The organism is Planifilum fimeticola (assembly GCF_003001905.1).
GTDB lineage: Bacteria > Bacillota > Bacilli > Thermoactinomycetales > DSM-44946 > Planifilum > Planifilum fimeticola.
In genome coordinates, this window is the sequence record NZ_PVNE01000001.1 from 239,474 (window position 1) to 263,624 (window position 24,151).

The window sequence follows — 24,151 nt, forward strand, 5'->3', positions numbered from 1 at the left end:
TGGCGGTGGGCGCTGCAAATCGGTCCCATCCGATCATCCGGCCCCCAATGCGGGCCTTCTTTTTTTGCTTCAGTTTTCTCCAATGCCGCCGCTTCGGCCCAAACCGCCAGGCCGATATCACGCCGGCATCCGAGTCCAGTCCCCTTCCAAAAAACCCTCCACCCTTTTCCCGGATCAAACCGGTATCCAAAATGAAACACCGAATTATAACCCGGATCCAGGACATCCTCCGACATTCGACGGTTGCTTCCCCTAAACGCGATTGGGGAGAAGCTGAGAAATTGCCTCGATCTTCTTCGTGCGCGTGATTCGGTCTTCCACGATAAAATTGATCAGTTCAAATAGTTGCATCGCCGTCTCCCGGTCATCCCTCGAATCCAGTTGTCCCGGGACAGCCGATTCAGTTCCGATCACCCGGTAGTGCTCCAATGCTTGCCGCACCACCGCCGGCAATCCCTTTTCCACCAGTGAAGCGATGTCCTCGTCCATGTTTTTCCCCGATTCACCCAACTCTTTCATCAGTTTCTTCAAGGCCAGTCGGAGCAATGCCGAAGCTCCACGAGGAGACTTGGAAACAATCGACAACGCCTCCACGTAGTCCTCCTTCACGCCCTCCGGCATTTCTTCGTGAGGGGGCGGACCCTGGAGAATGTCCGGGTGCAAAATGCGTCCTTCACCCTTGTTGATCTCCATCCAGACCGACTCGTTTTTGCAATGGTGGCAAACGCACCGCCACAACCGATTCTTTGCATTGATGCTGAACCAGTTTTGCTCGGCAAGCACGCTGCAGAACATGCAATGAAACCGCTTCGACTGAAAGACCGGCGGATAATAGGCTCCCCTCATCCATAGACACCTCCCTTTCTATTAGTTTAGCGCGAGAGAACACCGAAGCAAAAACTCTATTGCCCTTTTGTGAAATAAAATCCCAACCGGGCGGTCCATCCTCTCATCTCCTCCGTCCATCCCGTCTCCACTCCCCAGCCGATCGGAAAACCCGCACCCCGCCGGAAAAGAAGATTTCCCCTTCGGAAAAGGGGTCATCCCTATTCCGGCGCAAAGGAAACGGCCTCTGTAGAATACAGAAGCCGTTAAATGGGATATTCAGGCCGTTCCAGCCGGTATCCCGGTGTTACTTCAAATAGTTGCGAATCTGTTTTTCCGTCTTGGTCGAGATCGATTTGGTGCCTCCGAGGAGATAAGCCCGCTTCATCTCTCCGGGGCGTTCCTTCAAAAGGTCATTCACCTTGGGATGCAGCTCCTCGGGTTTGGTCAGGAGGAGCGGACCCTTGGACAGGGCGGCCAACGGACCTCCCGAAAGGGCATCCGTAAACATATCTCCGCGGGCGAACACCACCGTATTGAGGCTCATGTTGAAGTGCTTCACCACATTGACATTCACATCATAGCGGTTCGAACCGCTGATCCGGGTCACCGTTCCATATTTGGACAGCTGGGACTTCACATTGTCGGAAACGGTGAGCGGACCGCCCACGATAATAAATTTCTTGATCTCGGGATGCCCTTTTATGAAGGATTCGATCGAAGAAGGCACCGAATCGGTCGTCACCATCAAGATGGGGGATCCTTTCTGGGCGGCGATGCTGGATGCCGAGAGGGCATCCGGATACGTCTGACCGCTTACCACAAAGGCCGTGTCCGTTGTGCGGACCCCCGCCAACTGTTCGGCCACCCCCGCAGACACCGCATACCGGTTGCGGCCGTCGATCCGCTTGATGGTCTGGACGCCGAGTGACCGCAGCTCTTCCTCCACATAGGTGGACACGGACAGGGTACCCCCCAGGATGATCGCCTTCTTCGGCCGGCGCCGCTTGATTTCCTCCTTGACCGAAGCCTGCAGCTTGTCCGTGGTGGTCAACAGGATCGGTGCGTGGTTGGCATGCGCCAACGGGCCTCCCGACAGGGCATCCGTAAACATATCTCCGCGGGCGAGCACCACCGTGTCGGAGGCGGCCGATGTCCCGATCTCCTTGCTGATGGCGACGGACACTTCATAGCGGTTGCGGCCGTCGAGCCGCTTCATCCTCATCGCCGCGCCGACGTCCGAGCGAAGGCCGGTCAGATGATTGACAATGTAATCGCCCGGACATTGCGTGCTGGCCCGGGGAAGATTGCCGTGTCCCAATAGGGTGGGGACGTTTTTATCCACCGGAGGCACATTGGGATCATTGTATTCGTAATCCCGGACAAAGTCGGCCTTGCCCAGGGGATCGATCCCGTGAAGATCGGCCTGGTAAGCCAGCAATTGAATCAATTTCTCGCGCAGGGAGTCGGGCAAGGCGGTCGACTCGTAGGTGCCCATCACGGCAACCCCGAAGGAGCCGTAGTTAAACGAGTAAGCGTGTGCGCCAACCACTCCCGGCGTCAGCACATCGCCGTCCTCTCCCTTGCGCCCCTCGTAGATCCGCCCATCGCTGCCGATGATCGCATTATAGCCGATGTCGCCGTAATTCCGCGTCACCGTGTGGTAATAGTAGATGGAACGGACGCGGGCGGCCGGATCGGGATCGTTCACAGGCGTGTCGGTGTGGTGGACGACGAGATGGGTGACTTGATCATACTCCCGCGGCCACTTTTCCGTACCGTCCGAATTGTAGCGAAGCGATTCATCCGCTCCCCACTCGGCACGGCTGACCACTTCGGGTTTATCCAGGAAGGCCGCCTTTGCCCTCTTGAAGAGAATGTCGGCCAAAGAAGTCATCGTCTCCACCTTGCCGCCGTCTTCCGAGTTGATCAGCGTCAGCTTGAAATCTCGGATTCGCGGCTTTTTCGATCCGTCGGTATCCATTTCAATGCGGTATTGGATGTACCTTCCCCGATCCCCGTAGATCAGTTTCGAGAAGGTTTCCTCGCTTTTCCGGTGGTCCGGCCCTTCGATTTCATCGACTTCGACCACTTTCCAGGAAGACCACGTCTTGCCGTCCCGGGAAGTGCGAATCGCGATTTCGATCAACTCGTTGGGCTTTCCCCACTTTTTGAAGGAGGAACGGTCCTTCCAATGGACACCGACATCGGTGAAAACGATGCGGGATTTGATGACCGGCGAAACGTAAACCCCCGACGTTTTCCCCGACTCCACCGACAGTTCCGCTTGTTTTCCCTCGGCACGGACTGCCAAGTTCTCAAGATCTCCTTGGGCAAACTCATCCGGCTGCTCGTGCCGAACCTCCTCGGCCAAGATTTTCACGGCGGGATTCTTCGCCCAGGAAGACGGGAATGCCGGCACAAAAAGGGCGAAGGAAAGCATTGTTCCCAAAAAAATGAATTTTGTCCACAAACCCCGACGAAACATGTTGAACCCCCTTGACGATTCAGTTCAGACCGCAACAACTGGATGGGATCGCTTCTTGGCGGCCACCCCCCTGAAAAACAAACGATTTTGTCCATCACAAACGAGGACAGGAATATTTTACATCATTTTACGAAAAAGGTGTGCTAATTTTTTTATCAAAATGATTTCTTATTAGTGTGAATATATCGATTTCACACGAACCTACTATAATGTGGTAAAATCGTATCGCGTCAATTCCCCTATGTTAGGGTGAGTTCACATGAAGGAGCCGATTTTTTATCTCTTCAACTCCATCAGCCACATTCGAGGCGGGGGGACCCGCAACGTGCTCGCCAGAGCCAAGCTTCTTCGCGAAAAAAGAAATTGTCAAATATATATTCTCACCCTGAACTTCGATCCCGACTATGACTTTATTCGCAGCGAAATGATCCGCTTAAACCTCCTCCATCCCGAGATCCCCATTCTCAACATGTTTGAATACCTGTCCCACAAGACAAACGACGATTTTCAAACCGTCACGGCGGACGATGCGCCAAGGATCGATCATCCCCCGGAAGAAGAAGGGTTTGATCTTGAACGCGTCCCGGAGACAAACGGTTACCGCCTATATCGGAACGGCACGCTCGTCAAATATAAAGAGTACGATGACGACGGGCGGTTGAACTTCACCGACCACTTCGATGAAAACCGGGTTCTCGTCCGCCGCGAACACTTCGACATGAAAGGGCGCGTCAGGCAGATCGTTGAGTATGACCGGGATACCGCCAATCCCCGACAAAAGCGGTTCCTGGACGAGACGGGACGATGCTTTCTGGAGTACCGGTACAACCCGAAAACCAAAAAGTGCATTCAGGTGGACTGGTTCGACCGGGACGGGACCCTCATCAACACCTTCCCGAACGTCCGGACGTTGAAGCTCCATTGGCTTCACAAAATCGCCGATCGGCATCCGAAGGCGATCTTTCAAACGGATGTTTCGAAGAAAAATACGGATTATATTCTTCTCAAGGTGGACCATCCCCATGTCGTCAAAGTCAAGATGTTTCACTCCCTTCATCTGCAAAAACCCTACACCTACGGCGCGCCGTTAAAAGAGGTCCACGGAACGGTTTTGGAAAAAGCGGATCAGTTTGATGCCGTCGTCTTTACCACCGATCTACAGAAAAAAGATGTCGAGCGGCAATTCGGCCCTCGATCCACCTTCCACGTCGTTCCCCATTGCGCCCCCAGGATTCAACCGAGGCCGGACGTGGAGAGGGATCCTTTCACCTGCGTTTACGTGGGAAGATTTGTTGAGCTGAAAAACGTGGATCACGCCATTCGGGCTTTCAAACGGGTTGTGAAAAAGGTTCCGCAAGCAAAATTGGAAATTTGGGGTTATGGAGCAGAGGAAAAAAACTATCAAAAGCTGATCCGGGATTTGGAACTGGAGCAACACGTCAAAGTTTGCGGCATCACGCAAGACGCCATCGGTGTGTTTTCAAGGGCGGCCTTTTCCGTATTGCCCTCCTCCGAGGAGGCCTTTCCGCTCACCATCATCGAGAGCAAGATGGTCGGCACCCCCGTGATCGCTTACGAAGTGAATTACGGTCCCAGGGCGATGATTCGCAACGGAGTGGACGGGCTTCTGGTGAAACCCCACGATATCGGCGAGTTGGCCGATGCCATGGTAAAACTGTTCACCGAACCGGAACTGAGAGAAGCCCTGGGGCAGGAGGCCAGGAAAACCCCGGAGATCCTCAGTGAAGAACGATATGTGGATGAATGGATGCAAGTCTACGAATCGGCTCTCAGGCAGAGCGAGCAAAGGGTCCGGGTGAAGAAACCGATTTGCACTGTCGACCAAATGGAATGGAACGGTCCCAGCGACATCCATATTGCCGGGTCCCTGACCTTTAAACAGGATCTTCGGGAAGAACCTTCCTTGTCCTTGTATATTCGGGAACGGTCGGTGCTGGTGGATGAATACTTCCCGCTGTCAACGGAGCGGCTAAACGCAAACACCTTCTCCTTTCGGGGCGAATTCTCCGTACATCCCTTCACCAGGGAAGGAACGTGGGACATGTACGTGAGCTGTTCCATTCGGAACCAGCACCATTTTATCCGAATCCCCAAGGGGACGGTATCCCTGCCGGAACGCAGAAAGATCTCAAATGTCCTCCTGAAGCCCTATGCCACAATCCACGGAAATATCAGCATCGAAGCGAAGCCACGCACGTCAAAACCGAATTTCCGGGAGAAATTGACAAGGTGGAAACATCGGATATTGGAGAACATCCCGCCCATAAGGCCGAACTGAACAAAACGGCAACGAAAAGGGATGCACCGGGGAAAGATCACCCGGTGCATTCTTTTGGAACCGATTGAGGAAGTTCGCCATCAACAGAGGGAGAGAGATCAGGATCGGGGGATCATGGATGCTGTTTTCCGAAATTGGGCCGGGGTCACGCCCACCCGTTCGGTAAACCGCGTGGTAAATGTTCCGAGGCTTTGATGTCCGATCTCCAGCGCGATGTCGCGAACAGTCAGCCGGGTGTGCAACAACAAATCCTTCGCCCTTTGCAGGCGTACGGAAGAGACGTAATACATCGGAGTGAGCCCCGTTCGATTCTTGAAGATTCGCGTGAAATGAAAAGGGCTGTATCCCGCATGCCGGGCCAATCGGTGAAGGGTGATCGGCTCCCGGATATGTTGATGAATATATGCGCTCACTTCGTCTACCACCCGGTCAGCCTCCGAATGACGGATTGTCAAGATTGCTACCTCCATCCCCGGGATTATCCGAACTTACGTTCCGATCCTCTTGTTGCCAATTTTAGCCAAAACCAGGATATGGAATACCACCTGCTGCGCCCGCTCCCCTTCAAACACACATACCGGCAACAAAAACAGGTGCCGCTACGCCGGCACCCGAACCAAAAGGGGTTCACTCAGCAAATTTGACCGCATCTGCCCCGCTTCTCTCCCTGTTTCCCTGTGCTCTTCATCCCACCGCTCGGCGTGTTTCTTCAGGATTTTCCTCAACCGCTGCATCTCCGTACGGACTTCCTCACGGGACACGCCCAAGGCGGTGGCCACCTCCAACCAGCTGCCCTTTTTCTTCATGGCCATCACCTTCCCCAGCGGCTTGCCGCTGATTTTGGACAGAACGGCCGCTTTCAACCATTCCCGGGGACGCACTTTTTCCTTTTTGATCATCGCCGCCAGTTTCTTCTCGTCCATCTCCAAATACTCGGCGATACTCCTGGAGACCACCTCCGGATGGTGGTCCAGCCAGACGGCTTTTCTCGCCGCCGCAGGAAGGATGCGATGCATCTCGCTCCGGAATTTCCTCTCATCCACGCCCAGATCCTTTGCCACGGTATGCCATGTCTTTTTCTCCGCCTTCGCCTTCAGCACCGATCGCAGATCCCGATCGCTCAGCTTGGCGATCACCGCGGCGGGGTACAGGTCGCAGCGCTTCACGCCTTCGTCGATCAACGCCTCCACCTCATCGCGGGGGATTCCCAGATACCCCGCAATCCGCTCCTCCATGTCCCGCTTCGCTTCCCCGGAGGGGGGACGGGTGGAAAGGGGTTGAACCTGACGGGTTTCACGATATGCGGCAGCTCCCCCCGTATCCTTCGCCGCCCAGGTTTCGACGCTTAACACAGCCCCCGCCAGCGCCACCAACACCGCCGCCGCTCCGATCAACCCTTGCCGATGGATCACGCAAGTTCCCTCCTTTTAGCTTTGCCGCGTCTGGTTAATTATGGTTCCCCCCTCGGGGAAAAATATCCCAAAACGTCGGCTTGGACCGGAGGAAGATGACGCAAAATGCGTTCATCCAGATTTCCCGCGAAAAATGGACGGCAATCCGCATCCCCAGGATTCGAGGGAGACGGTAGAGACGGACGTTTCGGACAGTTACGGGAAAAATCCCCATGCGCGCACGCATTGTCAACCCTCGGGACATGTGGTATGTTGTAGCTGAAACCGCATATACAGCGGGGAGCTGGGGGAAGCCCGGCTGAGAGGGTGCCCGGATCGGCACCGACCCGACGAACCTGATCTGGATAATGCCAGCGCAGGGAATTTGTCGTCGTCCATCCGTTTTGACGGGTGGAGAGCGCATGTGCACTCAAGCCGATCCGGTTCCGGATCGGCTTTTTTACGGCACGGGAGGTGATCCAATGGCGAATGCCAACGTCAGTTTGCAGATCTTGCCCCGGGGAAAAACCGACGAAGAAATTTACGCCTTGGTGGACAAGGCGATCGATGTGATCCGGGAATCGGGCGTCCGCTACGAGGTGGGCCCCCTGGAGACGACGATGGAGGGAGACTACGACGTGTTGATGGACGTGGTGAAGCGGGCCCAGGAAGCGGTGATCGCTGCGGGCAGCGATCGAGTGATCAGCATCGTCAAAATCGACTACAAACCCTCCGGGCTCAACTGGGATGAAAAAGTGGGCAAATACCGGAAGGGGTGACCGGCTTGCAAATCCGTCAGTGGCAAAAGCATCTTCGCACGGTCGGACCGCCGGTATCGATTCTCCTTTTCCTGCTGGCCCTGTGGGAGGGAGGCGTCCGGCTCACCGGCGTGGAAAAATGGCTCCTTCCCGCCCCGAGCGACATCCTGCGCACCCTGGCGGCGGACATGCCCCTCGTCCTTCGCCACACGGGGCCGACGCTGAAGGAGGCGGCCCTCGGCTTTGCGGCGGGAATCGCCGCCGGGTGGCTGCTGGCGATGGTGATGGAGCTCTCCCCTTGGCTGAAGAGGGCCCTTTATCCTCTCCTGGTCGGTACCCAGACCGTGCCGATCATCGCCGTCGCTCCGCTTTTCATCCTCTGGTTCGGTTACGACCTGCTGCCCAAGGTCTTGATCGTCGCCCTGGTCACCTTTTTCCCGGTGGTCGTCAGCACGGCGGACGGGCTTCGCTCGGCGGATCCGGACATGGTTCGTCTGCTCCGGTCCATGGGGGCCAATTCCTGGCAGATCTTCCGCATGGTCCGCTTCCCTCACGCCCTGCCCGCCTTTTTTTCGGGGATGAAAATCGCCGCCACCTACAGCGTCCTCGGGGCGGTGATCGCCGAGTGGCTGGGGGCCAATGTCGGCCTGGGCGTCTTTCTGGTCCGGGCGCAGCACTCCTTCGCCGCGGACCGGGTCTTCGTGGCCATCTTGGCCATCACGTTCTGGACCTGGCTCCTGTTTTTCCTGATCCGCCTGTTGGAACGGATGGCGGTTCCCTGGAAACAAAGCCGGGACAAGGAACCGTCGAAATAACTTCTGCAAAAGGGGGGAAAAGCGGCTTCTCCGGCTCTACTGCCGAAAAGCGCGCTATTCACCGATGAAACGATGGAAAAGCATCCGCATCGCATCCATTCTTCTGCTGGTTCTCACGTTGGTCCTGTCGGCGTGCGGCCGGCCGTCCGACGACAATACCTCGTCCGAAGGCAAAAAGAAAGTCACCATCATGCTGGACTGGCTGCCCAACACGAACCACACGGGCCTGTACGTCGCCCAGAACAAGGGCTATTTTGCCGAAGAGGGACTGGAAGTGGAGATCGTCACCCCGGGTGAAACCTCGGCCAACGAACTGGTGGGTGCCGGCAAGGCTCCCTTCGGCATCAGCTCCCAGGAATATGTGACCCAGGCCCGGGCCCAGGGAGTTCCCGTCGTGTCGGTCGCGGCCGTCCTCCAGCACAACACCTCGGGATTCGCCGCCCCCAAGGAGAAAAAGATCCGCTCGCCCAAGGATTTCGTCGGCAAAACCTACGGAGGATGGGGAACGCCGATCGAAAACGCCTTCATCCAAACGGTCCTTGAGCTGGACGGTGTAAAGACCAAAAACGTGGAGGACAAAGTGCGCATCGTCAACATCGGCCAGGCCGATTTCTTCACCGCGATCAAGCGGGATATCGACTTTTCCTGGATCTACTACGGTTGGACGGGCATTGAGGCGGAACTCAGGAAAGTATCCCTGGACGTCATCTACCTGAAGGATCTGGACCCCGTTCTCGACTTTTACACGCCGACAATCATCACCAACGAAGAGATGATCCGGAAAGACCCGGATACCATCAAGAAATTCCTTTCGGCAGTGAAAAAGGGATACGAATTTGCCATCGACCATCCCAAAGAAGCGGCCGACATCCTGATCGAGGCCGTCCCCGAATCGGATCCCGAATTGGTCCGGAAATCGCAGCAATGGATCAGCAAGCAGTACCGGGCCGACGCGCCATCCTGGGGGGTGCAAAAGGAAGAAGTATGGGTCGGTTTCACCGACTGGATGTGGAAACACAAACTGATCGAGAAGAAGATCGACCCGTCCAAGGCCTTCACGAATGAATACCTGCCCCAATGAAGGTGATGCTCGACGATGGGGGAAAATGCGATGAAAGTGCGCCTTCGCGAAATTCATAAAACCTATCGCATTCCTGCGGGAAACCTTCCCGTCCTTCAAGGGATCGACCTGGAAATCCGGTCCGGGGAATTCGTCTCTCTGATCGGTCCCAGCGGCTGCGGCAAGAGCACGATCTTCAACATTCTGAGCGGGCTGGAGGTGCCGGACCGGGGCAGCGTCGCCCTGGACGGGAAGGAAGTAACCGGCCGCACCGGCCACGTCAGCTACATGATGCAGAAGGATTGCCTGCTTCCGTGGCGGACCGTGCTGGACAACGCCATCCTCGGCGCCGAGGTGCGGGGGCTTTCCCGCCGGAAGGCCCGGGAAAAGGCCCGGGAGCTCCTGCCCGTCTTCGGTCTGACGGATTTCGCCGATGAGTACCCCTCCCGCCTCTCCGGAGGCATGCGGCAGCGGGCCGCCCTCCTGCGGACGGCGGTGACCGGGCGGGACCTCTGGCTTTTGGATGAACCCTTCGGTTCCTTGGACGCCCTGACCCGGGAACAGATGCAGGACTGGCTGCTCGGCATCCGCGACCGGTTCGGCCACACCATCGGCATGATCACCCACAGCATCGACGAGGCGATATACCTGTCGGACCGGATCTACGTTTTCACCCCCCGGCCCGCCCGCGTGAAAGAGATCCTCACCGTCGATCTCCCCCGCCCCCGCTCCCGCCGGATGGTCACCCAGGAACCCTTCCTCCGGTGCAAAGAGCGGCTGTGGCGCCTGTTGCACGAGGAGGAAGCGGCGGACAACCCGGGAACCCAGTTGTAATCGAAAGCAGGTTATTCCGAAGCCGGAGAGCCCTCTCCGGCTCTTTTCTTTGAGTTGGAAAAAAGAAAACCGCCGGAGGGGGTGTGCCGAGAGTGCCTTTGCCATTGCAACGAAACGGAGCGGCACGCCCCTCCGGCCACCCATCCACTGTTTTACCGGTCTTTCAAGGGCGGCATCCATTCGTCCGGATTCAGACCGGGGCCTTCGATGACGATGGCGGTCATGCCCGTCTCCGTTCCCGACTCGTGTCCTTCACCCGCCTCCCAAAAAACCGCCTCCCCCGCGCGGATCGGAACCCTGTCGGTCTCGTCACGCACCCACCCGCTTCCCGACACCACCAGAAACAGCTGATTCACCCCGGCCGGATGAAAACCGATGACACCGCCCGGATCAAAATGCATACACCCCGCCTGGAAGAGCCCCTCCGAGCGAACAATTCGCGAAACCCCCACCTTCCGGCTTCCGAACCGTTCAATCATGCGCCGGACTTCCGCATCGAAACGAAAAAACCGCATGGAAACACCTCCAAAACCCCTCATGCGCCAACCCGCCCATCGGGCTTGAGTCGACGCCCATCGGTCCCAATCCGACGGCGGCTCTATAAAGGGACAGCATCCTCCGCCTCTCCCGAAGCGGAGACGATCCGTATGTGAGCAACCCTGCGAAACCGTCAGCGCAGCCGTGATCCCCCGAAGATTTCCGCCGCCGTGACGTGCAGATCCCATTCGCCTCTTTCAAAATATTTTCCGCGTTTTAACGGATCCATCTTAACGCTCATCGAGGAATGATACAAGATCAGGAATTCTTGAGGCCAAAAATTTTTCCGCTTTAAAGGATGGTCCTGCCAAAAACCGTTTCCCCCGGTCTTTTTTCGTGTATAATGGGGAGAAACTTTTCCATTCCGTCTTTTTCCTGATTGAAGGAGGAACACCGCATTGAGATCCGTCATGGGATACATGTCCGGGGAAATCGAGAAGAGGGTAGCCGCGCTGCTTTCCGAGGAAGGTTACGCATGGCCGGAGCCCCGGAACGTGACCGTCGAACAACCGTCCCGGATGGAGCACGGAGACTTGGCCACCAATGCGGCGATGAAGCTCGCACCGGTCCTGCGCCGTTCCCCCATTTCCATCGCCGAAGCGCTGAAGCCGCATCTGGAATCGATTCCCCTCGTCGACCGGGTCGAAGTGGCCCCGCCCGGATTTTTGAACTTTTTTCTGGATTGGAACGAGTGGGCCGCTTTCTCCGAAAAGGATGATTCCTCCCACGACCGCTTCCAAAAGAAGGTCGTCGTGGAACACACATCGATCAACCCCAACAAGGCGGCCCACATCGGCCATCTGCGCAATTCCTGCATCGGGGACACCCTGGCCCGGATGCTGAAGCGGATCGGATACCGGGTCGAGGTGCACAACTACATCGATGATCTGGGCAACCAGGTGGCGGACACGGTGGCCGGCCTCCTGGACATTTCCCTCCAGGAGGATTACGACCGATTCGGGGACTACTGCTGGGATATCTACACCCGCGTTCACCGGTCGACCGATGATGAGCAGTTGAAAAGGCGACGCGCCGAGATCCTGCACGCTTTGGAGGAAGGGAACAACAACATCGCCTGGATCGGCACCCTCGTGGCGGAGAAGATCGTCCACGAACATTTGGAGGACATGGCCCGCTTCGGCATCGGTTACGACCTGCTGGTCTGGGAAAGCGACATCCTCCGGGAGGGATTCTGGGCGGCCGCCTTTGAAAAATTGAAGCAATCCCCCCTCTTTCGCAAGGAAACGGAGGGACCGCTCGCCGGCTGCTGGGTTCTGAAGCAGCCCGACGCGGGCGAAAAAGGGGCGGAGGAGCTGAATCCGGACAAGGTGCTTGTCCGTTCCAACGGGGTGCTCACCTACACCGCCAAGGACATTGCCTACCACCTGTGGAAATTCGGCCTGCTGGACAAGGATTTCCGCTACCGTCCCTTCGCCGGCGATCTGTGGACCTCCTCCCGGACGGGAGAAAGCCGTCCGTTCGGGAAGGCAAACCGGGTGCTCAACGTCATCGACCGCCGCCAGGAATACCCGCAGCGCATGGTGAAAGTCGCTCTGGAAACCCTGGGATTTGAAGAGGAAGCGGCCAACCTGCACCATGTCAGCTACGGCGTGGTCTCCCTGAGCCCCGCCACCGCCGCGCAATTGGGAATCGACACCACCGACGGCAAGCCGGCGTATCCCATGTCCGGACGGCAGGGAATCGGCATCAAGATCAACGAGCTGCTCGATCGGATGGAAGCGGCGGTGGAAGCCGTACGCCCGCAAAAAGAGGGAATCCCCAGCCGGGAGATCGCTGCGGCGGCCATCCGCTATTATCTCCTCCGCTTCAACCTGGGAAAGGAAATCGTGTTCGACATCGACCAGGCCGTCGATCTCCAGGGGAATTCCGGCATCTACCTGATGTACCAGCACGCCCGGGCATCCGCCATCCTCCGGGAGGGGGAAGCCTTTCTGAAGGACGGCGCCTATCGCTCCCGCCGCGACCGGGCACCGGCGGTTCCGGAACATCTCTCACCGTCGGAACGGGCCCTGTTGCGCCACCTCGCCCTCTGGCCCGACACGCTGGAAACCGCGACGGAGGAGCTCAACCCCACGTCGGTCACCGCCTACACCTACGAACTGGCCTCCCTCTTCAGCAGCTTTTACAACGCCTGTCCCGTCCTGAGGGCCCCCGATCCCCTTCGTTCCTTCCGCCTCTGGCTGACGGCCCGGACCCGCTCCACACTGGCCGACGCCCTCCATGTGATCGGCCTTCCGGCACCGGAACGGATGTAAAGAAGCCCTGCGGATGATCCGCAGGGCTCTTTTCAATGGACCGGCGGCGGAGCGTCGGGCTCCCTCTCCGACCGGGGCTCTCCCGGGATGGGTCCGGCAAAATCCCAAGGATTCTTCTCTTCCGTCCAGGCCAGATGTTGTTCCTCCCGGGGCAGCCCCGCATAATCGACGCCCAGAAGGCGGGCCAGCTCCCGATCGACGCAGACCAGGTCGCTTCGGTCGATCTGATTAAGATCCGTCTTGCCCAGGGCGTATGCCACCATCCTCATCTCCTCGACGCAGGATTTGAGGAATTTGGCCAGGTGCTCCGCCCCTTTTTCCACATCGATGTCCTCTTTGAACTTCCCGTGGTACAAAGCCGTCTGAACCGGCGGTTCAAAGGGGGAGGCGATGTTCATCTGGGTTTGGAGCATCGCCACCAGGGCGATCGAACCGATATAGACGGCATCCGCCCCCAGGGCCATCGCCTTGAGAAAATGGCCCGGCGTCGTCAATCCGCCGGCGGCGATCACCGACACGTCCCGCTTCACACCCCTCCTCTCCAGGTGTCGGACGGTCCGGGCCAAGGCGTGGAGGGTGGGCAAACCCACATCATCCTGAAGAATCGTCGGCCCCCCGTGGGTTCCCGCTTCCGCACCGTCCACGACGATATAGTCGATTTCCCCCTCCAGCGCCACATCAATTTCGTGCTCCAGATAATGGGTGGCACAGGTCTTCAGCCCCACCGGCACGCCGTAACGCTCCCGAAGCTCCCGCACCAGCGGCGGGAAGTCCTCCACCCGGTTCATCCCCGGCAGGCGGGTGTGGATCCGGGCATCCTCCCCCTTGGCCAGGTTGAACCGTTTCCGGAAGGTCTCATCAATCTGCCAGGAACGGGTGCCCATCGGCGCCGCCGCCTGAGCCCCCTGACCCAATTGAATTTCAATGGCATCCAGTTGCTGCAGCTGCTCGGGCGTGTTCATCCATCCGCCCCGGTTGTACTGGCCGATGAAGAACCGTGCTTCCTTCCGCTCTTCCTCGATCAATGGCGCCTCCCCGGAGTTGGTGGCCGTTCCGGCCAGGGACGCGCCCCGGGCCAGGGCGAGCTTCGCCTTCAACCCGAGGGCGCCGCCGTAGGACATCCCGGAAATCAACACCGGGATCTCCAGCGACAACGGCCGCCGGGCCCTCGGGCCGATCGTCACCTCCGTCGCGATCTGCACTCCGTCGGGGGTGGGAAGCCGGTACAGGTGGACCGGGTTGAACAGCAGCTTCTCCCAGGGCGACAAAACCACCGGACTGCCCAGGGGACGCTCCAGGGGCTTCCCCGATTCCGCCCGCATCCCCGCTTCCACGATGGCCCGCGGCGTCAGCTTCTGGGCAATGGTGAGGAAGGAAAACAGATTCTCGGTATAGGGGTCCTGCAACACCCGGTTGACGATCGCGTCCATCACCACATTGGTCATCCGATGCATGAGCCACGAGATCATCGGATCCCTCCTTTCCCTCGAAAACCGCCCTCGCGGGCGGAGCCTCGCCTGATCATCGCCGGTTTTCCCGTTCTTCTCCCCTCAGCTCCTTCTGCTCCCAGGAGAGAATGGCCGTTTCAATCGCCTGCTGTCCGGCAACCGGGGTCTGATACCATCCCCGCTGGTGCATCGCATGGAACAACCGGGCATGCATCGATTCCGTATCCTCGTGAAGCCGGTGCAACGTTTCCCGCAAAGCCTCGTTGGCGCACTCCGTCTCCGCCATGGTGTAGGATTGTGTCAGCTGCTTTTCCATCAGCAACATGTCCTGAGCCATTTCCCGCTCCAACAGTTCCATTCGGACAACCTCCTTCCTGCAATAAGGACCTTTTCCCCGACGGGGTCGTTCCTGCTGCGTTTTCGCCCGCAATCAATGGGACATGTCCGCTCGCCCGCTGTGGCGGCGCATTTCCTGAACCAACGCGTCCACGTGCTGCCGGTGCAGGTCGGACGCTTCCCGGAAAATCCGCTTCATCTCGTCATCCTTGCACTGTTCGGCGTACCGCTCGTACTTTCGGGAAGCCAGCTCTTCCACCTTGAGCAGTTCCTGCACCCGAAGAAGCTCCATCTGGGTCAGCTGCTCCAACCTTTTCCCTCCTTTTTCCAAAGCTGGTCATAGTATGGATCATTGGCCGATCGCTTATGAAACGCGTTGCGGACATTCCGCACAGCAAAAAAACAGGGCCGTCATCTGACGATGACGGCCCCTTCACCATCACTTGCGGCGCTTCCTCCCGACCGTACCGGGAGATCTCCTTCCCTGAAGAATATCCATCCCTACCTTCGGATTGGACCGAATCGAATCGGCGAACTGTTTCAGTTCCTGTTTGCTCACATCGGCTTGAGTCACCTTCATCAGGTAATCCAGAACCGCGCCCATCCCCCCCTGTTGATGGGCTTTCTTCGCCCCTTGAAGAATGTGATTCATCTGTTGCTCCGTGAGCACCGACTGACCCAGAACCGAGTTGATCATCTGGGTCAATTCCTTCACGGAAGGGCCTTTGTTTGTCATGCCCGATATTCCTCCCATCTGTGATTGACTCCTTTCAACTTATGTGGGAGCGCAGCGCATGACAACTGCACTTGCCCAAGCCCGCCCGCCCAAATTCGCCAATCGACCCGCCGCCGACACGATAAAACCCGATGGAAAACGTCGAAGATCTCCATCGGGCAGAAAAAGGCCATCCTTTGTTTCACCTGATATGAGCTCATCCTCTTCAGGCGGTCAGGACCGTTCCGTCTCCGAATGAATCCGACCGTCCGGCGGTTTTTTCCCCAGCAGTTGATACAGAAACTGGTAGACTTCCAGCACCACGTTCCCCAGGATTTTCACTTCCTTCCGGAGGAGGCGGTTCTCCTCCCGAAGACGGGCAGCTTCGGAGACAAGAAGGCGCTGTTTCTTCTCCAGTTGCTCCACTCGTTCAGCGAGCCTTTTGGAATCCGACCTGTCCATGCCCTGGCGTGCCAGCGACACCGTGGACTCCAACGTTCGACGGGTTTTTTCAACCCCGGAGCCGTTCCGGTTCCGACCCACCTGCCGACGGGATCCGGTCAAGAAAAACACCCCTTCGGCATTTCATGCTTCATTAATTTATGTTCGTTTTTCTTCCCCCGTGTCCGCATCCGTCTTTTCCTCCGAGGATTCCGCGGCGGAGGAAATCGTGTGCACCACGGCATCGCCCTCGGAATCCTTGGAAGGACGGACGCTTCGCAGCAATTGGAACAATTCGGAATACCGCTCCGTCAAAAGTTCCCTAAGCCGGTCGACGGTATCCAACTGTTCGGTCAGCCGTCGATTCTCCTCGGCAAGCCGCTTATACTCCCTCTCCTTCTCTTCCAACTGCTTCTCCAATTCATTGACGTGATTCACCAAGGCATGGAACTCTTTTTCGTGCCGTCGGAGCATTTGAATCAGCTGTTTGAGGGAATCGACCGTGTCCGGTCGTCTGTTTTTGAGATGTTTGGCGAGCCGCTGTTTTTTCGCCTTGAGGAAATTTTCCTCTTCCTTGCGCCGGACCACGGCGTTCCACCGGAATCCGCACGCTCCGGGCGTTCTTCCCAATTTGCGGGCCACTTCTTCGAAGGCTTCCAGCTGGGTGCTTCCCTCGCGAATGTGGCGCAAAACGGTCTCCGCCAGTATCTGATCCTCTTTCTTTGTCCAACTGCGCCCTTTCAAGGTTTTCCCTCCTTTGCTCCTTTCTCTGATGCCTCTGTTATAGTGTATTGTCCTGATCGACAAATGGTGCCCCTTCTCTGATAGAAAAAAAAACCCCGCTTAAGAAAGCGGGATTTCAGCGGGTTTCTCTGAAACGCGAGTTTATGTCAATGCGAAGCGGATCATTCGTAGAAGGTCTCCCGGTCAAAAACGCGCTTTCCGCGGATCCACACCTGCCGGACATGACATGATTCGTCTGTCACCACGAGGTCGGCGCGTTTTCCCGTCTCCAGGCTTCCCAGATCCCCGTCCAGTCCCAGGCGACGGGCAGGGACGAGGGATGCCATCCGTACTGCCTTCCAAAGCGGCATGCCGGTAAATTTCACCATGTTCCGAACGGCCTGGTCCAGGGTGAGCAGACTGCCGGCGAGACTGCCGTCGGCCAAAACCGCCTTCCCCTCCCGGGCAAACACCGGAAGGCCACCCAATTCATATTCCCCGTCCGGCATCCCGACGGCCCGGATGCCGTCGGAGATGAGAATCAGCTTGTCGCTCTCCCCCTTCAATTTGGCCAGCAGCTTGACCACTGCCGGGTGGACGTGAAAACCGTCGGCGATCAGTTCCGCAAAAAGACGATCCTCCGTCAGAACGGCTCCGGCCACTCCGGGACTTCGATGATGCAGGCCGGTCATTCCGTTGAAGCAGTGGGTCACCTGGGAGGCGCCCGCGTCGATCGCAGACAGGGCCTGTTCGTAGGTCGCCCCGGTGTGGCCGATGGATACAATCACTCCCTTGGACGAGAGGAGGCGGACCGTCTCCATTCCCTTCGGGCGTTCAGGAGCCATCGTTACGACGCGCAGCATCCCCCTGGAGTTTTTCAGCGCCCACATCGCCTCCTCCGGATCGGGTTCGACGATGTACTCGGGGTTTTGCGCCCCCCGATGGCTGGGACAAATCCAGGGCCCCTCCAGATGGATCCCCAACACCCTGGCCCCCTCCAGGGAGGAAGCCATCTCCGCCACGTTATTGAATACTTGCTCGAGCCGGGATTTCGGCATGGTCACCGTCGTCGCCAAAAATCCGGTCACGCCGTGCCGAGCCAGCGTTCGGGATATCGTCGCCAGGGATTTCGGAGTGGCGTCCATCACGTCCGCTCCCCCGGCTCCGTGCACATGAAGATCAATCAGTCCGGGCCAGATAAATCCGGAGACGGCAAATTCCCTCCGGGGATCCGTGAAGCGGGAAAGCGGCGGCCCCACGTACGCAATCCGTTCCCCCCGAATCACCACCATTCCCTCTTCCAGAATTCCGTCGGCCAGGACGACGGATCCTCGCAGCACGAAATAATCGTTTTCCCCCATCCCAATTTTCCCCCTTCCAACCTCATGGTGAGGGTCTCCTCTATTTCAGATTACTGAAGGGTTGACGGCAACGTCAATGAAAGAGTATTTACGTTGCCGATTGATTTTAAAGTAATAAAAGGGTTGAAAGGGGTTATTTAATACAGCAAAGGTGGTATAAAAACAAAAGACCAGGATGATCCGCCCTGGTCCAAGTGAAAGAGGGTCAAGATTAAGGAGTTAAGAAGCGTGGTAGTAAGCGAGGAGATCAACCCGCCTACATCAACATCATAACACAATGAACGAAATTTGTCGATGTTTGCCTGATGTTTTTTTCAAAAAGGTTGCGATTTTACCTTTCCTCCACGGGATCGCTTTTTCTCAGCCATGGAATCTTTGCCAAAGAGAGAATTCCTTTTCTTTGCAATTTCAAAACCAATTTCAATTGGCTGCGTGCTGCCTTGTTCCGGGGATCAGCCATCAGGGCGAGGCGGAATTGCTCCGCCGCCTCGCTGTATTTTCCCATCTGAAAGAATACCTTGCCGCAGCTCTGGTGCAAATAAGTGTCTCCGTCACGGCGGGAAGCGATGCGCAGATGAAGCACGGCTTGCCTTTCGCGTCCGGTTTGCGCATAAATCTCAGCCAAAAGCGCATGGGCCAGACCGTCCTGCGGATTCAGTTCCAACCCGCGCAATAAAAGGCACTCCGCGCGTTGGACCTGCTCTTTCTTCTCCAGAAGAAACCGGGCATATTCCCGGTAGGCACAACTGTAGGCGGGATGCCGCTCCATCAGTTTGAGAAAGGCTTGTTCCGCTTCTTCCGCCCGGTCCATCTTTTCCAGAATTTTCGACAAGAGCAGCTCGCCCTCCGGGAAATCCGGGCGTCCCCGAAGCGCTTCCTCCACAGCTTTCTTGGATTCCTCATACAAGCCCTTGCGATATTCCAACTGGGCCAGCTCCAGATAGTGGTCTGGGTTCGGGTCCGATGAAACCTTCCGCAAAATCCGCTCCTTCTCCCGCCGATAATCGTTCTCCGTCAAAGGCTTGTCCGACGGATAAAATTTTAATTCGTGCTGGAGTGTCATCCCGGATCCGGACATTTCGATTCCCCCTCTTCCCTCATGAAACCGTGCAAAGACCACTATTGATTAGATTGTAACGTATCCGACATTTTTTGTCACGGATTTTCGACAAATCCGGCAAAAACGGGCCTCGAAGATGTCGCGTCCCCTCAAGAAAAACCGCGCAATCTGTCAATCGGTCTTCAACATCCGTATCCGGGTGATATAGTCGGTTTCGTAATAATCCAATTCGTCGCGCAGGGTTTCAAAAATGCGGGACAGATCGATCGTCAGTTTGCGCAGGGATTCGGCCGGCCGGCGGCGGAATTTGATCGCATCCTGTTGGGTGTAGCAATAGCGGCCGTCCTCTTCGTATACCTCGTTGCGCGGGTAATAGAAGTTGTAGATGCAGCCGTGGACGATTTCACTCAATACCTTCTCCGCAAACTCCCGTTTAAAGGTGGCGCGACGCAACACCAAACTGACCTTCTCGTAAGCCAACTGGCAAGATACCAACAATACCCGAAGATCTGACAGATACTCCCGGTAATACTCCTCCATCCCCTCTTTTTCCGGAGTTTCCTCCATCAACCGGGGTATGTGGGTATAATTCAAAAAATCTTCCAGCAGGCGAATGGCTTCTTTCAACTGATCCTTCGCCATCCTGCACAATTGTTTGGTCTGCTCGGCGGGCATGCCGAAAAAACCCCCTTAAGATGTTACCGAAACGGTTTTTTCCAGTATAACACGATTTTCACTATGCCGATGCGGAAAATGGTGGTCAGCGGCAGGATGTCTTTGCCAAGGGCACGGCCTTTCACGGGTCATGTTTTCTTTGCGCAGAGGACCGGATCGGCAGCCGGCTGATGGCGACCGCTCCCCGGAAAAAGCGGCAGACGGACCGCTCCAGCAGTTCCCCGCCCCGCTTCATGGCTTCCTCCAAAGGCATCGGACCGTCGACGATGGGCAACACCGCCGCCATTCCCTCCCTTTGAAGCCGTTCCGCACCCTCGCCGACGGCCCCGGCAAAGGCGATAACGGGCACTCTGTGCCGCTTGGCCATCCGCGCCAATCCCACCGGCGCCTTCCCGTGGAGAGACTGGCCGTCCATGCGTCCTTCACCCGTCAATACGAGATCGCTATTGGCGATTTTCTCCTCGAGGCCCATCACCCGGGCGATCAAGGGAAAGCCGGGAACGAGCTCCGCGCCGCAGAAGGCGACGAGGGCCGCACCCACGCCCCCGGCAGCTCCTCCTCCGGGAAGGTTGGAGACCGGTTTTGCGGCGGCATCCAGCAGGCGGGCATAATGCTCCATCCCCGCCGCCAGCCGGGGGAGCATCTGTGGACCGGCTCCCTTTTGCGGGGCGAAGACGGGAACCGCCCCTTCGGGTCCCGTGAGCGGATTGTCCACATCGCAGGCGACGACGATCCGCGTGTGAAAAATCCGGGGGTCGATCCCGGACGCGTCGATCCGCTCCACCAGACCGAGCGCCTGTCCCCCCGGGGGAACGTCCCGCCCCTCCCGGTCGAGGAGGCGCACCCCGAGCGCCTGCAAAAGGCCGATCCCCCCGTCTACCGTGGCACTGCCTCCCAGTCCGATCACGATCTCCGGAGGGTTGTGCTTCAAGGCGTCGCGCAGCAGTTCCCCCGTTCCCCGGGAGGTCGCCCGCCACGGGTCCCGCTTCCCTGTCGGAACCAGCGGCAGACCCGACGCCGCCGCCACCTCCAGCACGACCCGGCCGTCGGCGAGCAAACCGTAGGCCGCCTCCACCGGATCCCCCAAGGGACCCGTCACCCGGAGAAACACCTTCTTCCCTCCGCAGGCCCGGATCAGGGCGTCCACCGTACCCTCCCCGCCGTCGGCCAGAAGAACCTGCTCCACCTCCACGGAGGAAAGGGCTGCGCGCAGACCGGCGGCCATCCGGGCCCCCGCCTCCATACTGCTCATGCTTCCCTTGAACGAATCGGGAGCGATCAAAACGCGCAATTTCCCTTCTCCTTTCACCCCTCAGCGGACGAAGTTCACCGCTTGCCGATCAAAATGGCGTGTTCCACCTTGATACAGCGATCCATGATCACCGTCATGCCGTGGGATTTCGCGTATTCGTACGCCTCCTCGTTGACAACCCCCAGCTGGGCCCACAGCACATCGGCACCGATCTCCACCGCCTCGCGGGCGATTTCCGGAAGAAACTCGCTCCTCCGAAAAACGTTGACGATATCCACGTGGCCTTCGATTTCCTTCAGGGAACCGACGGCTTTGACGCCCAGGGCTTCTTTGATCCGCGGGTTGACCGGAATGATCTCATATCCCGCCTCCTGCATGGCTTTGGACACCTGATAGGAGGTGCGCTCCGGATTGTCCGACAGACCGACGACGGCGATCCGCCGCTTCGTTTCCAAAATCCGCTTGATTTCTTCACGACTCGGGTTTTCCACCCTTGCCATCCCCTTTCACTCTTGTTGCACCCTTATTGTATCGCACTTTTCCGCAGATGTTCAGGGCAAGGACGGATCAAGCGCGGAGCGGCCTTAGAATCGGTAAAATCCTGTGCATCCGTCGGTCCATTTTAGAAAAACGAAATGCCCAAGGCCCCTCCTCCCCGGCATCGGCGGATGATTTCATCCGCCCTGCGTCAGGTTGCACGCATCAGCAAAAAGTTTCCTTTTTTGGTGTATTAATCGGATTGGAAGAAACAAACTATTTTTGATTTACGAAAATAAGGGAATAATAGTAGAAACGGAAGATCTTGTCTTTTCGCCGGATCGATCCGTTTCCGCTGCACTGCGAAGACCCGTCCGGGTCATCCTGCGGTCCCGTTCCCGTGTCCGTTGCGAGGGAGTTTGTTCACCAGCTTTTTCCGTGCAGCGGGAAAACAAAAAGAGGTGAGACCCATGGCGTTTTTGGACAAACTGAGCATTTATCAGCGGCAGGAGGCGTCGCTGAAATGGGAGGGCACGTTCCGGGACTATCTGGAGATGGTCAAAGAGCGGCCCCACATCGCCCAGCACGCCCACGCCCGCATCTATCGGATGATCCGGGACGCCGGGGTGGAGGAATCCGGTGATCGTCGAATCTACAAATTTTTCAGCGAAGAACTGTTCGGTTTGGAAGATACCATCCGAACCCTGGTGGAAGAATACTTTCAACCTTCGGCGGAACGGTTGGACGTCCGCAAGCGCCTGCTGCTCCTGATGGGCCCCGTCAGCGGAGGAAAGTCCACGATCGTTTCCCTGCTGAAGCGAGGATTGGAGAAGTATACCCGCACCGATGCCGGCGCCGTTTACGGAATCAAAGGATGCCCCATGCACGAGGAACCCCTTCACCTGATTCCGGAAGAGCTTCGGACTGAATTTTCCGAAGAGTACGGCGTCCAGATCGAGGGCACCCTGTGTCCGGTTTGCCGCCATCGCCTGGATACCGAGTGGGAAGGGGACATCGGGCAAGTTCCGGTGGAGCGCGTCCTGTTTTCCGAAGAGCGGCGGGTGGGCATCGGCACCTTCGCCCCCTCCGACCCCAAATCCCAAGACATCTCCGAATTGACCGGAAGCATCGATTTCTCCACGATCGCCACCTACGGATCGGAATCGGACCCCCGGGCTTACCGCTTTGACGGCGAACTGAACATCGCCAACCGGGGAATGATGGAATTCCAGGAAATGCTCAAGTGTGATGAAAAGTTCCTGTGGAACCTGCTTTCCCTCACCCAGGAGGGCAATTTCAAGGCCGGCCGCTTCGCCCTGATCTCCGCGGACGAGCTGGTGATCGCCCACACGAACGAGGCGGAATATCGCCATTTCATCAGCAACAAGAAAAACGAGGCCCTCCATTCCCGGATCATCGTCATCAAGGTTCCCTACAACCTGCGGGTGAGCCAGGAGGAGCGGATCTACCGCAAGATGATCCGTCAAAGCAATCTGAACCGAGTGCACATCGCCCCCCACGCCCTCTGGACGGCGGCCGTCTTCTCCGTCCTGACCCGGCTGAAGGATTCCAAACAGCCCAACATGGATCGCCTGAAAAAAATGCGCCTGTACGACGGACAGGAGGTGGAAGGCGTCTCCGCCAAACAGGTGGAGGAATTGAAGAAGGAATTCCCTGACGAGGGGATGTCGGGGATCGACCCCCGCTATGTGATGAACCGAATCTCCAGCGCCCTGATCGAGGGCGGGAAAAACTGCATCAACGCCCTGGATATCCTCCGTTCCCTCAAAAGCGGCCTGGACCAGCATCCGTCCATCACCCCGGAAGAGAAAGAGCAGGCCCTCAACCTGATCTCCGTCGCCCGGGCCGAATACGACGAGGTGGCCAAGAACGAAGTCCAGAAGGCCTTTGTCTACTCCTTCGAGGAATCGGCGCGCACGCTTCTCAACAATTACCTGGACAACGTGGAGGCCTACTGCGGCGGCCACCGGTTGAAGGATCCCCTCACCGGCGAAACGCTCGATCCCGACGAAAAACTGATGCGCTCCATCGAAGAGCAGATCGGCATCACGGAAAACGGAAAACGCGCCTTCCGGGAGGAAATCCTGATCCGCATCTCCTATTACGCCCGCAAGGGCAAAACCTTCGACTACACTTCTCACCCGCGCTTGAAGGAAGCGATCGAGAAAAAGCTGTTCAGCGACCTGAAGGACGTGGTGAAAATCACCACCTCCAGCAAAACTCCGGATGAAACCCAGCTGAAACGAGTGAACGAAGTCGTTTCCCGACTGATCGATCATCACGGATACTGCGCCGTCTGCGCCAACGACCTGTTGACCTATGTGGGCAGTCTGCTCAACCGTTGACCCCAAGGGAGGGA

Annotated in this window: 22 protein-coding genes, 1 pseudogene and 1 riboswitch; of the genes and pseudogenes, 7 read left to right on the forward strand and 16 right to left on the reverse strand. The window is 57.6% G+C overall.

The features are described from left to right. Positions 1-252 precede the first annotated feature (252 nt). Both CLV97_RS01105 and CLV97_RS01110 read right to left on the reverse strand, forming a co-directional pair. The gene (locus tag CLV97_RS01105; RefSeq protein ID WP_106343666.1) at positions 253-846 is read right to left on the reverse strand and encodes a DUF4145 domain-containing protein; all 594 of its coding nucleotides are present in this window, start codon (positions 844-846) and stop codon (positions 253-255) included. 286 nt (positions 847-1,132) lie between these two features. Then, positions 1,133-3,208 (reverse strand): cell wall-binding repeat-containing protein, encoded by a 2,076-nt coding sequence (locus CLV97_RS01110; RefSeq protein ID WP_170070319.1) that lies wholly within the window; start codon positions 3,206-3,208, stop codon positions 1,133-1,135. A 364-nt stretch (positions 3,209-3,572) separates the two neighbouring features. Between CLV97_RS01110 and CLV97_RS01115 the strand changes: the two genes are divergently transcribed. After that, complete coding sequence (locus CLV97_RS01115; protein ID WP_106343668.1) at positions 3,573-5,612, forward strand: glycosyltransferase; 2,040 nt, start codon at positions 3,573-3,575, stop codon at positions 5,610-5,612. A gap of 119 nt (positions 5,613-5,731) precedes the next feature. On the opposite strand, the pseudogene CLV97_RS01120 reads toward CLV97_RS01115, so the two are convergent. Then, positions 5,732-6,082, reverse strand: a pseudogene (locus CLV97_RS01120) (helix-turn-helix domain-containing protein); the annotation flags it as partial. Positions 6,083-6,211: 129 nt separating this feature from the next. Beyond that, entirely contained in the window at positions 6,212-7,024 is an 813-nt protein-coding gene (locus tag CLV97_RS01125; protein WP_106343670.1) for a hypothetical protein, read from the reverse strand. A 266-nt stretch (positions 7,025-7,290) separates the two neighbouring features. Beyond that, positions 7,291-7,403, forward strand: a riboswitch (TPP riboswitch). An 82-nt stretch (positions 7,404-7,485) separates the two neighbouring features. Between CLV97_RS01125 and CLV97_RS01135 the strand changes: the two genes are divergently transcribed. From CLV97_RS01135 to CLV97_RS01150, 4 genes are all read left to right on the forward strand, one after another. Beyond that, entirely contained in the window at positions 7,486-7,782 is a 297-nt protein-coding gene (locus CLV97_RS01135; protein ID WP_106343672.1) for an MTH1187 family thiamine-binding protein, read from the forward strand. 5 nt (positions 7,783-7,787) lie between these two features. Beyond that, a complete protein-coding gene (locus tag CLV97_RS01140; RefSeq protein ID WP_245891306.1) occupies positions 7,788-8,576 on the forward strand; it encodes an ABC transporter permease in 789 nt (262 codons plus the stop codon). A 64-nt stretch (positions 8,577-8,640) separates the two neighbouring features. Beyond that, positions 8,641-9,657 carry an ABC transporter substrate-binding protein gene (locus CLV97_RS01145; protein ID WP_106343673.1) on the forward strand — a complete coding sequence of 339 codons (1,017 nt, stop codon included), beginning with the start codon at positions 8,641-8,643 and terminating at the stop codon, positions 9,655-9,657. Between the two features lie 30 nt (positions 9,658-9,687). After that, a complete protein-coding gene (locus tag CLV97_RS01150) occupies positions 9,688-10,470 on the forward strand; it encodes an ABC transporter ATP-binding protein (protein WP_170070320.1) in 783 nt (260 codons plus the stop codon). Positions 10,471-10,622: 152 nt separating this feature from the next. On the opposite strand, the gene CLV97_RS01155 is transcribed toward CLV97_RS01150, so the two are convergent. Beyond that, positions 10,623-10,985, reverse strand: a complete 363-nt coding sequence (locus tag CLV97_RS01155; protein WP_106343675.1) for a cupin domain-containing protein — start codon at positions 10,983-10,985, stop codon at positions 10,623-10,625. A gap of 432 nt (positions 10,986-11,417) precedes the next feature. On the opposite strand from CLV97_RS01155, the gene CLV97_RS01165 reads away from it, so the two are divergent. Next, positions 11,418-13,283, forward strand: coding sequence for an arginine--tRNA ligase (locus CLV97_RS01165; RefSeq protein ID WP_106343677.1), 1,866 nt, complete (start codon positions 11,418-11,420; stop codon positions 13,281-13,283). A gap of 32 nt (positions 13,284-13,315) precedes the next feature. Here the strand turns inward: CLV97_RS01165 and CLV97_RS01170 are convergent, their stop codons facing one another. The 11 genes from CLV97_RS01170 to CLV97_RS01220 form a co-directional block, all read right to left on the reverse strand. Then, positions 13,316-14,752 (reverse strand): FMN-binding glutamate synthase family protein, encoded by a 1,437-nt coding sequence (locus tag CLV97_RS01170; protein WP_106343678.1) that lies wholly within the window; start codon positions 14,750-14,752, stop codon positions 13,316-13,318. Positions 14,753-14,804: 52 nt separating this feature from the next. Then, positions 14,805-15,089 (reverse strand): spore coat protein, encoded by a 285-nt coding sequence (locus CLV97_RS01175; protein ID WP_106343679.1) that lies wholly within the window; start codon positions 15,087-15,089, stop codon positions 14,805-14,807. Positions 15,090-15,161: 72 nt separating this feature from the next. After that, positions 15,162-15,377, reverse strand: a complete 216-nt coding sequence (locus CLV97_RS01180) for a DUF2383 domain-containing protein (RefSeq protein ID WP_106343680.1) — start codon at positions 15,375-15,377, stop codon at positions 15,162-15,164. Positions 15,378-15,506: 129 nt separating this feature from the next. Next, complete coding sequence (locus tag CLV97_RS01185; protein WP_106343681.1) at positions 15,507-15,803, reverse strand: hypothetical protein; 297 nt, start codon at positions 15,801-15,803, stop codon at positions 15,507-15,509. 213 nt (positions 15,804-16,016) lie between these two features. Next, positions 16,017-16,346 (reverse strand): hypothetical protein, encoded by a 330-nt coding sequence (locus CLV97_RS01190; protein ID WP_146130378.1) that lies wholly within the window; start codon positions 16,344-16,346, stop codon positions 16,017-16,019. Positions 16,347-16,382: 36 nt separating this feature from the next. Beyond that, positions 16,383-16,967, reverse strand: a complete 585-nt coding sequence (locus tag CLV97_RS18720) for an RsfA family transcriptional regulator (protein ID WP_106343683.1) — start codon at positions 16,965-16,967, stop codon at positions 16,383-16,385. Positions 16,968-17,128: 161 nt separating this feature from the next. Then, on the reverse strand, positions 17,129-18,307 hold the full coding sequence (gene nagA / locus CLV97_RS01200) for an N-acetylglucosamine-6-phosphate deacetylase (RefSeq protein WP_106343684.1): 1,179 nt from the start codon (positions 18,305-18,307) through the stop codon (positions 17,129-17,131). 331 nt (positions 18,308-18,638) lie between these two features. After that, positions 18,639-19,385: a tetratricopeptide repeat protein gene (locus CLV97_RS01205; protein ID WP_106343685.1), complete on the reverse strand. Its 747-nt coding sequence runs from the start codon at positions 19,383-19,385 to the stop codon at positions 18,639-18,641. Between the two features lie 153 nt (positions 19,386-19,538). Further along, positions 19,539-20,042 (reverse strand): DUF3907 family protein, encoded by a 504-nt coding sequence (locus CLV97_RS01210; RefSeq protein WP_106343686.1) that lies wholly within the window; start codon positions 20,040-20,042, stop codon positions 19,539-19,541. 121 nt (positions 20,043-20,163) lie between these two features. After that, on the reverse strand, positions 20,164-21,333 hold the full coding sequence (locus CLV97_RS01215) for a glycerate kinase family protein (protein ID WP_106343687.1): 1,170 nt from the start codon (positions 21,331-21,333) through the stop codon (positions 20,164-20,166). A gap of 35 nt (positions 21,334-21,368) precedes the next feature. Further along, a complete protein-coding gene (locus CLV97_RS01220) occupies positions 21,369-21,794 on the reverse strand; it encodes a CoA-binding protein (RefSeq protein WP_211295648.1) in 426 nt (141 codons plus the stop codon). Between the two features lie 447 nt (positions 21,795-22,241). Here CLV97_RS01220 and CLV97_RS01225 point away from each other — a divergent pair, with 447 nt between their 5' ends. Next, complete coding sequence (locus CLV97_RS01225) at positions 22,242-24,137, forward strand: PrkA family serine protein kinase (protein ID WP_106343689.1); 1,896 nt, start codon at positions 22,242-22,244, stop codon at positions 24,135-24,137. The last annotated feature ends 14 nt before the right edge of the window (positions 24,138-24,151 follow it).

Excerpts from the sequence above, each read along its gene's own strand:
- CLV97_RS01105 (WP_106343666.1), bottom strand. The coding sequence starts at position 846 with ATGAGGGGAGCCTATTATCCGCCGGTCTTTCAGTCGAAGCGGTTTCAT.
- CLV97_RS01115 (WP_106343668.1), top strand. The coding sequence starts at position 3,573 with ATGAAGGAGCCGATTTTTTATCTCTTCAACTCCATCAGCCACATTCGA.
- CLV97_RS01135 (WP_106343672.1), top strand. The coding sequence starts at position 7,486 with ATGGCGAATGCCAACGTCAGTTTGCAGATCTTGCCCCGGGGAAAAACC.
- CLV97_RS01145 (WP_106343673.1), top strand. The coding sequence starts at position 8,641 with ATGAAACGATGGAAAAGCATCCGCATCGCATCCATTCTTCTGCTGGTT.
- CLV97_RS01150 (WP_170070320.1), top strand. The coding sequence starts at position 9,688 with ATGAAAGTGCGCCTTCGCGAAATTCATAAAACCTATCGCATTCCTGCG.
- CLV97_RS01155 (WP_106343675.1), bottom strand. The coding sequence starts at position 10,985 with ATGCGGTTTTTTCGTTTCGATGCGGAAGTCCGGCGCATGATTGAACGG.
- CLV97_RS01165 (WP_106343677.1), top strand. The coding sequence starts at position 11,418 with ATGGGATACATGTCCGGGGAAATCGAGAAGAGGGTAGCCGCGCTGCTT.
- CLV97_RS01170 (WP_106343678.1), bottom strand. The coding sequence starts at position 14,752 with ATGATCTCGTGGCTCATGCATCGGATGACCAATGTGGTGATGGACGCG.
- CLV97_RS01175 (WP_106343679.1), bottom strand. The coding sequence starts at position 15,089 with ATGGAACTGTTGGAGCGGGAAATGGCTCAGGACATGTTGCTGATGGAA.
- CLV97_RS01185 (WP_106343681.1), bottom strand. The coding sequence starts at position 15,803 with ATGACAAACAAAGGCCCTTCCGTGAAGGAATTGACCCAGATGATCAAC.
- nagA (WP_106343684.1), bottom strand. The coding sequence starts at position 18,307 with ATGGGGGAAAACGATTATTTCGTGCTGCGAGGATCCGTCGTCCTGGCC.
- CLV97_RS01205 (WP_106343685.1), bottom strand. The coding sequence starts at position 19,385 with ATGTCCGGATCCGGGATGACACTCCAGCACGAATTAAAATTTTATCCG.
- CLV97_RS01210 (WP_106343686.1), bottom strand. The coding sequence starts at position 20,042 with ATGCCCGCCGAGCAGACCAAACAATTGTGCAGGATGGCGAAGGATCAG.
- CLV97_RS01220 (WP_211295648.1), bottom strand. The coding sequence starts at position 21,794 with ATGGCAAGGGTGGAAAACCCGAGTCGTGAAGAAATCAAGCGGATTTTG.
- CLV97_RS01225 (WP_106343689.1), top strand. The coding sequence starts at position 22,242 with ATGGCGTTTTTGGACAAACTGAGCATTTATCAGCGGCAGGAGGCGTCG.